11 protein-coding genes and 4 tRNA genes are annotated in these 10,694 nt (G+C 34.3%); all 15 read left to right on the top strand.

Annotated elements, in window-relative coordinates:
* The first annotated feature begins 25 nt into the window (after positions 1-25).
* On the top strand, positions 26-223 hold the full coding sequence (rpsU, locus tag ABWO08_RS08715; RefSeq protein WP_353085228.1) for a 30S ribosomal protein S21: 198 nt from the start codon (positions 26-28) through the stop codon (positions 221-223).
* Positions 224-339: 116 nt separating this feature from the next.
* Entirely contained in the window at positions 340-1,233 is an 894-nt protein-coding gene (locus ABWO08_RS08710) for a tyrosine-type recombinase/integrase (RefSeq protein WP_353085226.1), read from the top strand.
* 23 nt (positions 1,234-1,256) lie between these two features.
* Positions 1,257-1,553, top strand: a complete 297-nt coding sequence (gene hpf / locus ABWO08_RS08705) for a ribosome hibernation-promoting factor, HPF/YfiA family (RefSeq protein ID WP_353085224.1) — start codon at positions 1,257-1,259, stop codon at positions 1,551-1,553.
* 95 nt (positions 1,554-1,648) lie between these two features.
* A tRNA-Thr gene (locus ABWO08_RS08700) sits at positions 1,649-1,722 on the top strand.
* A gap of 30 nt (positions 1,723-1,752) precedes the next feature.
* A tRNA-Tyr gene (locus ABWO08_RS08695) sits at positions 1,753-1,834 on the top strand.
* Between the two features lie 160 nt (positions 1,835-1,994).
* Positions 1,995-2,066: transfer RNA gene (locus ABWO08_RS08690), tRNA-Thr, on the top strand.
* A gap of 58 nt (positions 2,067-2,124) precedes the next feature.
* Positions 2,125-3,312, top strand: a complete 1,188-nt coding sequence (gene tuf / locus ABWO08_RS08685) for an elongation factor Tu (RefSeq protein WP_353085222.1) — start codon at positions 2,125-2,127, stop codon at positions 3,310-3,312.
* Between the two features lie 65 nt (positions 3,313-3,377).
* Positions 3,378-3,451, top strand: a tRNA-Trp gene (locus ABWO08_RS08680).
* Between the two features lie 17 nt (positions 3,452-3,468).
* Positions 3,469-3,666, top strand: a complete 198-nt coding sequence (secE, locus tag ABWO08_RS08675; protein WP_353085220.1) for a preprotein translocase subunit SecE — start codon at positions 3,469-3,471, stop codon at positions 3,664-3,666.
* A 10-nt stretch (positions 3,667-3,676) separates the two neighbouring features.
* The gene (nusG, locus tag ABWO08_RS08670) at positions 3,677-4,228 is read left to right on the top strand and encodes a transcription termination/antitermination protein NusG (protein ID WP_353085218.1); all 552 of its coding nucleotides are present in this window, start codon (positions 3,677-3,679) and stop codon (positions 4,226-4,228) included.
* A gap of 66 nt (positions 4,229-4,294) precedes the next feature.
* The gene (rplK, locus tag ABWO08_RS08665; RefSeq protein ID WP_353085217.1) at positions 4,295-4,735 is read left to right on the top strand and encodes a 50S ribosomal protein L11; all 441 of its coding nucleotides are present in this window, start codon (positions 4,295-4,297) and stop codon (positions 4,733-4,735) included.
* Between the two features lie 8 nt (positions 4,736-4,743).
* Positions 4,744-5,433: a 50S ribosomal protein L1 gene (rplA, locus tag ABWO08_RS08660; protein ID WP_353085215.1), complete on the top strand. Its 690-nt coding sequence runs from the start codon at positions 4,744-4,746 to the stop codon at positions 5,431-5,433.
* A gap of 23 nt (positions 5,434-5,456) precedes the next feature.
* Entirely contained in the window at positions 5,457-5,957 is a 501-nt protein-coding gene (gene rplJ / locus ABWO08_RS08655; RefSeq protein ID WP_353085213.1) for a 50S ribosomal protein L10, read from the top strand.
* 55 nt (positions 5,958-6,012) lie between these two features.
* Complete coding sequence (gene rplL, locus ABWO08_RS08650) at positions 6,013-6,390, top strand: 50S ribosomal protein L7/L12 (RefSeq protein WP_353085211.1); 378 nt, start codon at positions 6,013-6,015, stop codon at positions 6,388-6,390.
* Between the two features lie 264 nt (positions 6,391-6,654).
* Positions 6,655-10,467: a DNA-directed RNA polymerase subunit beta gene (rpoB, locus tag ABWO08_RS08645; RefSeq protein ID WP_353085209.1), complete on the top strand. Its 3,813-nt coding sequence runs from the start codon at positions 6,655-6,657 to the stop codon at positions 10,465-10,467.
* The last annotated feature ends 227 nt before the right edge of the window (positions 10,468-10,694 follow it).

Genomic DNA, 10,694 nt, shown 5'->3' with positions numbered 1-10,694 from the left:
CTTAACGAGAGGAGGTGTCTATATTATGTTAATTATACCAATTAAAGACGGAGAAAATATCGATAGAGCATTAAAGCGCTATAAAAGAAAATTTGATAAAACAGGAACTGTTCGTCAGTTGCGTGCACGTCAAGCTTTCATCAAACCTTCTGTTACAAATAGAATGAAAATCCAAAAAGCGGCTTACATTCAAAACATGAAAGACAAATTAGAAAGTTTATAATCAATTTTCTATTTAAATAATAATCGTTAGTAGTTAAAGTTTCATAACTTTGTTACTAACGATTTTTTTATTGGTTTAATTTCAAATAAATCTTTCACTACTTTAATTATTATAATTTGACTTATCCAAAAGCTTTTCAAGAATACCTTCAGCTCGAAAAAAATTATTCCTTGCATACGGTTAATGCCTATGGAAATGATTTAATTTTCTTTCAGGAGTTTTTGAAATCTAATTTTGATACAGAAAAGTTAGAAGAAGTGAATTATAGCATGATACGAAGTTGGATTGTTTCGATGGTCGACGCAGGTGTTTCCAATAGTTCTGTAAATAGAAAAATATCTTCTTTAAAATCCTTTTACAAATTCTTACTAAAGATTAAAGTAATTGAGTCTAGTCCTTTATTAAAACACAAATCGTTAAAGACGCCTAAGAAATTACAAATTCCATTTTCTGAAAACGAACTGGATATGGTGTTAAATAATTTAAAGTTCCCAGATGGATTTGACGGAATTCGCGATAAATTAATCATTGATCTTTTTTACACTACCGGAATACGAAGAACAGAATTGATTGGTTTGAAAATGCAAAATATTGATTTACAAAATCGTACACTTAAAGTATTAGGAAAAAGAAATAAAGAGCGAATACTTCCAATTGTACCCGTTATTGCAGTGCAAATTGAAAAATATTTAGCCGAAAGAACTAAATTATTATCAATTAAAGATTCGGACTATTTTTTCTTACTGTTAAAAGGTGTTAAATTAAATGATTCATTTGTGTATCGATTGATAAATTATTACTTTAGTGATGTTTCCGAAAAGGTAAAAAAGAGTCCACACATATTAAGACACACTTTTGCGACACACCTATTAAATAACGGAGCCGATTTAAATTCAGTAAAAGAATTATTAGGACATGCCAGTTTAGCTTCAACTCAAGTATATACCCACAGCAGTTTATCTGAGTTAAAAAAGATCTACGGACAGGCCCATCCCAGAAACAAAAAATAGTAATAATCATAAATTTAATAGTCATGAAGGTAAATGTAAATGCAGTTAATTTTTCCGCAGATAGAAAATTGGTTGATTTTGTTCAAATAAGATTAAATAAATTAGATAAATTTTATGACAAAGTTGTTTCCACAGAGGTATTTTTCAAAGTTGAAAATACAAGTGATAAGGAAAATAAGATTGTTGAAGTAAAAGTCAATGTTCCTGGAGATGAATTTTTGGTTAAGAAAAAATGCAAAACATTCGAAGGTGCTATAGAATTAGCTGCCGAATCTTTAGAAAGACGATTAATAAAAAGAAAAGAAAAAGTCAGAATTTAAAATAAATGAAAATTTTATAAAAAATATTTTGTAACATAAAATAAATACCTACATTTGCAGTCCGTTAGAAATAGCGGACTTTTTTTATTGCCAATGCCAGCGTAGCTCAGTTGGCTAGAGCAGCTGATTTGTAATCAGCAGGTCGTGGGTTCGAGTCCCTCCGCCGGCTCAAAGCCAGTAAGGTGTAATATTAAAAGTTGGGGAGATACTCAAGCGGCCAACGAGGGCAGACTGTAAATCTGCTGACTACGTCTTCGCAGGTTCGAATCCTGCTCTCCCCACAGAATTTTTTTAATTAAAATTTTTACAGAGCTTGCTTTGTAAAAAATTTTTATTTGAAAATTTAGTAAGGGTTCACCTTACGGATCACAAGCTCGCTTGTAATCCTTGATGTCTTTAGGTTTGCGCTTAAAGAGTGTTGGTGAAAACTTTACGTTCCTTGCCGACTTAGCTCAGGGGTAGAGTGCTTCCTTGGTAAGGAAGAGGTCACGGGTTCAATTCCCGTAGTTGGCTCAAGATTAAGAAATTTGAACACTAATAAATATAATAACTAAGTTTAAAATTAATTGAAATGGCAAAAGAAACCTTTAACCGTTCGAAACCACACTTAAATATTGGTACGATCGGACACGTAGATCACGGAAAAACAACTTTAACTGCAGCAATAACTAAAGTGTTATCTGATGCTGGTTACTGTCAAGCAAAATCATTTGATCAAATTGATAATGCTCCAGAAGAAAAAGAAAGAGGTATTACTATCAACACTTCTCACGTTGAGTATGAAACAGCTAATCGTCACTACGCACACGTAGACTGTCCAGGTCACGCGGATTACGTAAAGAACATGGTTACTGGTGCTGCTCAAATGGACGGTGCTATATTAGTAGTAGCTGCAACTGATGGACCAATGCCACAAACTCGTGAGCACATCCTTTTAGGACGTCAAGTTGGTATTCCTCGTATCGTTGTATTCATGAATAAAGTGGATATGGTTGACGATGCTGAGTTATTAGAATTAGTTGAAATGGAAATCAGAGATTTATTATCTTTCTACGAATATGATGGAGATAATGGTCCTGTAGTTCAAGGTTCAGCTTTAGGTGGATTGAACAACGATCCAGCTTGGGTTCCAAAAATTATTGAATTAATGGAAGCTGTAGATGCTTGGATTGAAGAGCCAATTCGTGATACTGAAAAACCATTCTTGATGCCAGTTGAGGACGTATTTACAATTACTGGTCGTGGAACTGTTGCTACAGGTCGTATCGAAACAGGAGTTTGTAATACAGGAGATCCAGTTGAAATCATCGGTATGGGTGCTGAAAAATTAACTTCAACTATTACAGGTATCGAAATGTTCCGTCAAATCCTTGATAGAGGTGAGGCTGGAGATAACGCAGGTATCTTGTTAAGAGGTGTTGCTAAAGAAGATATCAAAAGAGGAATGGTTATCGTTAAGCCAGGATCTGTAAAACCACACGCTAAATTTAAAGCTGAGGTTTATATCTTGAAAAAAGAAGAAGGTGGACGTCACACTCCATTCCACAATAACTACCGTCCACAGTTCTATGTACGTACAACTGACGTAACAGGAGTTATTTCTTTACCTGCAGGGGTAGAGATGGTTATGCCTGGAGATAACTTAACTATTGATGTTGCTTTATTAAGCCCAATCGCTATGAACGTAGGATTACGTTTTGCTATCCGTGAAGGTGGTAGAACAGTAGGTGCTGGTCAAGTAACTGAAATCGTAGAATAAATTTATTTTAAATAAAAATTCAGCAGAGGGTCTTTTTAGACTTCTCTGCTGGCTTTTATAATAAAACGGGCGTAGTTCAAGGGTAGAATAGCGGTCTCCAAAACCGTTGATGGGGGTTCGAATCCCTCCGCCCGTGCCAAAAATATATATAGCATTATGTCAAAAGTATTTAATTATTTTTCGGAGGCATTTGAAGAATTAAAATCAAATGTTACATGGCCAGAATGGGCTGAAGTTCAAAGATTAACTATTGTAGTTGCTCTTTTCTCAGTACTATTTGCTTTGGCTACATGGGGAGTTGATGAACTTTGTTCTAGAACCATTGCTAGTTTTTTCAAATTGATTAAAGGATAATATTTTTATTATGGCTGATAATAGTGTGAATAAATGGTATGTTGTAAGAGCTGTTAGTGGACAGGAAAATAAAGTTAAATCTTATATTGAAACTGAAATTAGCCGTTTAGGAATGAGTGAATACATTTCACAAGTTCTTGTGCCAACAGAAAAAGTAGTTCAAGTAAGAGATGGAAAAAAAATATCTAAGGATAAAGTTTATTTTCCAGGATATGTTATGATCGAAGCTAATCTTGTTGGAGAAATCCCACATATCATTAAATCAATAACAGGAGTTATTGGTTTCTTAGGAGAAGTAAAAGGGGGCGATCCAGTGCCTTTGCGCTTATCTGAAGTAAATAGAATGCTTGGTAAAGTTGATGAACTTGCAGTAAATGTAGATACACAATCAATACCATTCAAATTAAATGAAACAGTTAAGGTTATTGATGGACCTTTCAATGGATTCAACGGAACTATTGAAAAAATTAATGAAGAAAAGCGTAAACTTGAAGTAATGGTTAAAATTTTCGGAAGAAAAACACCATTAGAATTGAGCTTTATGCAAGTTGAAAAAGTATAATTTTTGTTACATATATAATAAACCGCATCAATCGCTTCCAATTGAGAGATGTAAAATTTTTAAAAAATGGCTAAAGAAATTAGTAAAGTAGTTAAACTACAAGTTAAGGGAGGTGCTGCGAACCCGTCGCCACCGGTTGGACCTGCTTTGGGAGCTGCTGGAGTTAATATCATGGAATTCTGTAAGCAATTTAATGCTAGAACCCAAGATCAACCCGGCAAAGTTTTACCAGTACAAATTACTGTGTATAAAGACAAATCGTTCGATTTTGTTGTAAAAACTCCACCTGCTGCTATTCAATTATTGGATGCTGCTAAATTAAAATCTGGTTCAGGCGAGCCTAATAGAAAAAAAGTTGCTAATGTAACTTGGGATCAAATTAAGGTTATTGCCGAAGACAAGATGGTTGATTTAAATGCTTTCACAATTGAAAAAGCAATGAGCATGATTGCTGGAACAGCTAGATCTATGGGTATAACTGTAACTGGAGATTCTCCTCTAAATTAAGGTAAGAAATGGCAAAATTGACAAAAAAACAAAAAGAGGCTGCTTCAAAAATTGAAAAAAACAAACTATATTCTTTAAAAGATGCTTCATCTTTATTGAAAGTAGTTGCTTCAGCAAAATTTGATGAGTCGGTAGATATTGCTGTTCGTTTAGGAGTAGATCCAAGAAAAGCAAATCAAATGGTAAGAGGAGTTGTAACTCTTCCTCATGGAACTGGAAAAGACACTAAAGTATTAGCTTTAGTAACTCCAGATAAAGAAGCAGAAGCTAAAGCAGCTGGTGCAGACTATGTAGGATTAGACGATTACCTTCAAAAAATTAAAGATGGTTGGACAGATGTTGATGTAATCATCACTATGCCAGCTATTATGGGTAAATTAGGTCCATTAGGACGTGTATTAGGTCCTAGAGGTTTAATGCCAAACCCAAAAACTGGAACTGTAACCATGGAAATTGGTAAAGCAGTTGCTGAGGTAAAAGCTGGTAAAATTGACTTCAAAGTTGATAAAACTGGTATCGTTCACGCAGGAATTGGAAGAATCTCTTTTGAAGCTGACAAACTTGTAGACAACGCTCACGAAATTATTCAAACATTAATCAAATTAAAACCAACTGCAGCTAAAGGTACTTATATTAAGTCTATCCACTTATCAAGTACTATGAGTCCTGCTATTGCTTTAGATCCTAAAGCAGTATAATTGGTAGTTAAACAAATTTTATTATGACTAGAGAAGAAAAATCAATCGCGATAGAAGATTTAACTGCAAAGTTGGCAGAATCTAATGTAGTATATATAGCAGATACTTCAGGATTAGATGCAGAAACTACTTCAAGTTTAAGAAGAGCTTGTTTTAAAGCTGGAATTAAATTAGAAGTTGTAAAAAACACTCTTTTAGAAAAAGCAATGGAAGCTTCTGACAAAGAATTCGGAGATTTACCTTCAGTTCTTAAAGGAAATTCATCAATCTTTATTTCTGATGTTGCAAATGCACCAGCTAAAATAATAAAAGATTTCAAAAAGAGAGCAGATAAACCTAACTTTAAAGGAGCATTTATCAATAATGAAATATATATTGGTGAAAATCTTTTAGACAGTTTAGTATCTATTAAATCTAAAGAAGAAGTTATTGGAGAAATCATCGGATTACTTCAATCACCAGCTAAGCGAATCCTTTCTGCATTATTAAACAATGCACAATCAAAAGGAGTAGCAGCAGAATAAATACGCGCACGAGTAAACAAAAATAAATTACAAAACATTTTAAACGATAGAAAAAATGGCAGATTTGAAACAATTCGCAGAACAATTAGTTAATTTAACAGTAAAAGAAGTTAACGATTTAGCTACAATATTAAAAGATGAGTATGGTATCGAACCAGCTGCTGCTGCAGTTGTGGTTTCTGGTGGTGCTGCTGGTGGTGGTGATGCTGCTTCAAGTGAGCAAACAGAATTCACTGTAGTACTTAAAGAAGCAGGTGCTTCTAAACTTGCAGTTGTTAAAGCAGTTAAAGAATTAACTGGTTTAGGATTGAAAGAAGCTAAAGATATGGTAGACGGTGCTCCAGCTAATATTAAAGAAGGAGTATCTAAAGCTGAAGCTGAAGGTTTGAAAAAATCTTTAGAAGAAGCTGGAGCTGTTGTTGAATTAAAATAATTTAACAATGGTTTTAGAACTAGGTTTAGGCCTTGGACAATAACGTCCAAGGGCCTAAACCATTTTTCGTATAATATATTTATTGCAAATTTTATTATGTAATTTATAAAATACGGATAAAAAAATTAATCACTACGATGAAAGAAATGAACTAAATTTTCCTGGTTTATTTATAAGATGTGCTGATTAATAAAAGGAAAAGTATAGGTTAAACAGTGTTTTTACACAAAAATTACTTTTTTTTAATCAAAATTTTGTCCATTGATGATAACAAATCAGACTGAAAGATTGAATTTTGCCTCAACGAAAAATATACCTCAATATCCAGATTTTCTAGATGTTCAGGTTAAATCGTTTAAAGATTTTTTCCAATTGGAAACTAAATCAGATGAAAGAGGCAACGAAGGGTTATACAACACCTTCATGGAAAATTTTCCAATTACCGATACAAGAAACCAATTTGTATTAGAATTCTTAGATTATTTTGTTGATCCACCTCGTTACACCATTCAAGAGTGTATCGAAAGAGGTTTAACTTATAGTGTTCCTTTAAAAGCTCGTCTTAAATTATATTGTACCGATCCAGAACATGAGGATTTTGAGACTATAGTTCAAGACGTTTATTTAGGAACAATACCTTACATGACACCAAGCGGAACATTTGTAATAAATGGAGCCGAGCGTGTTGTTGTATCACAATTGCACCGTTCTCCTGGAGTGTTCTTTGGACAATCTTTCCACGCAAATGGTACTAAATTATATTCTGCAAGAGTAATTCCTTTTAAAGGATCTTGGATAGAATTTGCAACCGATATCAATAATGTAATGTATGCATATATTGATAGAAAGAAAAAATTACCAGTAACTACACTTTTACGTGCTATTGGTTTTGAAAGAGATAAAGATATCCTTGAAATTTTTGATCTTGCTGAAGAAATTAAAGTTTCTAAATCAGGACTTAAAAAATATGTAGGTAGAAAACTTGCTGCGAGAGTATTGAACACTTGGCACGAAGATTTTGTGGACGAAGATACTGGAGAAGTTGTATCTATTGAGCGTAACGAAATTATTTTAGATCGTGACACTATCTTAGATAAAGACAATGTAGAAGAAATTCTAGATGCCGATGTAAAAGTAATCTTATTACACAAAGAGGATAATAATCAAGTAGATTATGCTATTATCCACAATACATTACAAAAAGACCCAACAAACTCTGAAAAAGAAGCTGTTGAGCACATCTATAGACAATTACGAAATGCAGAACCGCCTGATGAGGAAACTGCACGTGGGATTATTGATAAATTATTCTTCTCAGACCAACGTTACAACTTAGGTGAAGTAGGTCGTTATAGAATGAACAAAAAGTTAAACCTTGATCTTCCAATGGAAAAACAAGTTTTAACTAAAGAAGATATCATTACCATTATAAAATATTTGATTGAGTTAATAAATGCAAAAGCAGATATTGATGATATTGACCACTTATCTAACCGTCGTGTAAGAACTGTTGGAGAACAACTTTCACAACAATTTGGTGTTGGTTTAGCTCGTATGGCTAGAACCATCCGTGAGAGAATGAACGTTAGAGATAACGAGGTGTTTACACCAATCGATTTGATCAATGCTAAAACATTATCATCGGTTATCAACTCTTTCTTTGGTACCAACCAGTTATCTCAATTTATGGATCAAACCAATCCACTTGCAGAGATTACGCACAAAAGAAGATTATCTGCCCTTGGGCCAGGTGGTTTATCTCGTGAAAGAGCCGGATTTGAGGTTCGTGACGTTCACTACACACACTACGGTAGACTTTGTCCGATTGAAACACCAGAGGGACCAAACATTGGTTTGATCTCTTCTCTAGGAGTTTACGCTAAAGTTAACGGAATGGGATTCATTGAAACACCATACCGTAAAGTAACTAATGGACAAGTAGATTTAAATTCTGAACCTATTTATTTAAGCGCAGAAGAAGAAGAAGGAAAAATGATTGCGCAAGCAAACATTGAAATGGATGCTAAAGGAAAAATTACTGCTGATAAAGTAATTGCTCGTGAAGAGGGTGATTTCCCAGTAGTTGAACCTTCTTCGGTTCATTACACTGATGTTGCGCCTAACCAAATTGCTTCTATTTCAGCTTCATTAATTCCGTTCTTAGAGCATGATGATGCGAACCGTGCCTTGATGGGATCTAACATGATGCGTCAAGCCGTGCCATTATTACGCCCTGAAGCTCCAATTGTTGGAACTGGTTTAGAGCGTCAAGTTGCTTCTGATTCTAGGGTATTAATTAATGCAGAAGGAAACGGAACTGTAGAGTATGTTGATGCTAACATGATTACTATCAAATACGACAGAACTGAAGAAGAAAGAATGGTAAGTTTTGATACAGATGAAAAAACATACCAATTAATTAAATTTAGAAAAACCAACCAAAGTACTTCTATTAACTTGAAACCAATCGTAAGAAAAGGTGACAGAGTTCAATTAGGTCAAGTTCTTTGTGAAGGATATGCTACTCAAAACGGAGAATTAGCAATCGGTAGAAACCTTAAAGTAGCATTTATGCCATGGAAAGGATACAATTTCGAGGATGCGATTGTAATTTCTGAAAAAGTAGTTCGTGATGATATTTTCACTTCAATCCACGTAGATGATTATTCATTAGAAGTTAGAGATACTAAATTAGGAAACGAAGAGTTAACTAATGATATTCCTAACGTTTCTGAAGAAGCTACTAAAGATTTAGATGAAAACGGAATGATTAGAATTGGAGCTGAAGTTAAACCTGGCGACATTCTTATCGGAAAAATTACTCCAAAAGGAGAATCAGATCCTACTCCAGAAGAAAAACTTTTAAGAGCTATCTTCGGGGATAAAGCAGGTGATGTAAAAGATGCTTCATTAAAAGCTTCTCCTTCTTTACATGGTGTAGTTTTAGATAAAAAATTATTTGCAAGAGCAGTAAAAGATAAACGTAAGCGTACAAAAGACAAAGACGATTTGACTGCACTTGAAATGGAATTTGAAACTAAATTCGTTGATTTAAAAGACAAATTAATTGAAAAATTATTTGTAATTGTTAATGGAAAAACTTCGCAAGGAGTTATGAACGATTTGGGTGAAGAAGTATTACCAAAAGGTAAAAAATACACTCAAAAAATGCTTTACGCTGTAGAGGATTTCGCTCACTTAACAAAAGGTCAATGGGTTGCAGATGAGGATACAAACCGTTTAGTAAACGATTTGATTCACAACTACAAAATCAAATTAAACGATTTACAAGGAGCGTTGCGTAGAGAGAAATTCACTATTACTGTAGGAGATGAATTGCCAGCAGGAATCTTGAAATTAGCTAAAGTATACATCGCTAAAAAACGTAAATTGAAAGTTGGGGATAAAATGGCGGGTCGTCACGGTAACAAAGGTATTGTTGCTCGTATCGTTCGTCATGAAGATATGCCTTTCCTTGAAGATGGAACTCCAGTAGATATTGTATTGAATCCACTTGGTGTACCTTCTCGTATGAACATTGGACAAATTTATGAAACCGTTCTTGGATGGGCTGGTCAAAAATTAGGTCGTAAATATGCAACACCAATCTTTGATGGTGCAACTTTAGATCAAATTAATGAACTAACAGACGAGGCAGGAATTCCAAGATTTGGTCATACGTATTTATATGATGGAGGAACAGGAGAACGTTTCCACCAAGCAGCAACAGTTGGAGTTATCTATATGTTGAAACTTGGACACATGGTTGACGATAAGATGCACGCACGTTCTATCGGACCTTACTCACTTATCACACAACAACCACTTGGAGGTAAAGCTCAATTTGGAGGTCAGCGTTTTGGAGAGATGGAGGTTTGGGCACTTGAAGCTTATGGAGCATCAAGTACACTTCGTGAAATCTTAACAGTTAAATCGGATGACGTAATTGGTAGAGCGAAAACTTACGAAGCAATCGTTAAGGGAGAAACTATGCCAGAACCAGGTTTACCAGAATCATTCAATGTATTAATGCATGAATTGAAAGGACTTGGTTTAGACATCCGTTTAGAAGAATAAAGCAGTTCTGTATTCAGTTCCGAGAAATCGGAACTGAATACTTATTTATAATAAGTTTTTAAAGATTTATACCCGTAAACCGTTCCGATTTTTTATTGAACCTTTTGGTTTTTTAACTAGCACCTGCAAATACAGTTTGAGGTTTAGAGAAGTAATTCGAGGTAGTAACTTAATGGTTAGGTTTCTTTAGGAAGCAAAATCATAAATCTAAGTTCAATTAATATAAT

Origin of the sequence: Flavobacterium sp. (genome assembly GCF_040383245.1) — a bacterium.
Taxonomy (GTDB): domain Bacteria; phylum Bacteroidota; class Bacteroidia; order Flavobacteriales; family Flavobacteriaceae; genus Flavobacterium.
This window is presented reverse-complemented; position numbering and strand designations above follow the sequence as displayed.

What these genes read in the sequence shown, in the direction of transcription:
- rplJ (WP_353085213.1), top strand. Translation starts at nt 5,457, where the DNA reads ATGACTAGAGAAGAAAAATCAATCGCGATAGAAGATTTAACTGCAAAG.
- rpsU (WP_353085228.1), top strand. Translation starts at nt 26, where the DNA reads ATGTTAATTATACCAATTAAAGACGGAGAAAATATCGATAGAGCATTA.
- nusG (WP_353085218.1), top strand. Translation starts at nt 3,677, where the DNA reads ATGGCTGATAATAGTGTGAATAAATGGTATGTTGTAAGAGCTGTTAGT.
- rpoB (WP_353085209.1), top strand. Translation starts at nt 6,655, where the DNA reads ATGATAACAAATCAGACTGAAAGATTGAATTTTGCCTCAACGAAAAAT.
- hpf (WP_353085224.1), top strand. Translation starts at nt 1,257, where the DNA reads ATGAAGGTAAATGTAAATGCAGTTAATTTTTCCGCAGATAGAAAATTG.
- rplK (WP_353085217.1), top strand. Translation starts at nt 4,295, where the DNA reads ATGGCTAAAGAAATTAGTAAAGTAGTTAAACTACAAGTTAAGGGAGGT.
- tuf (WP_353085222.1), top strand. Translation starts at nt 2,125, where the DNA reads ATGGCAAAAGAAACCTTTAACCGTTCGAAACCACACTTAAATATTGGT.
- rplL (WP_353085211.1), top strand. Translation starts at nt 6,013, where the DNA reads ATGGCAGATTTGAAACAATTCGCAGAACAATTAGTTAATTTAACAGTA.
- secE (WP_353085220.1), top strand. Translation starts at nt 3,469, where the DNA reads ATGTCAAAAGTATTTAATTATTTTTCGGAGGCATTTGAAGAATTAAAA.
- rplA (WP_353085215.1), top strand. Translation starts at nt 4,744, where the DNA reads ATGGCAAAATTGACAAAAAAACAAAAAGAGGCTGCTTCAAAAATTGAA.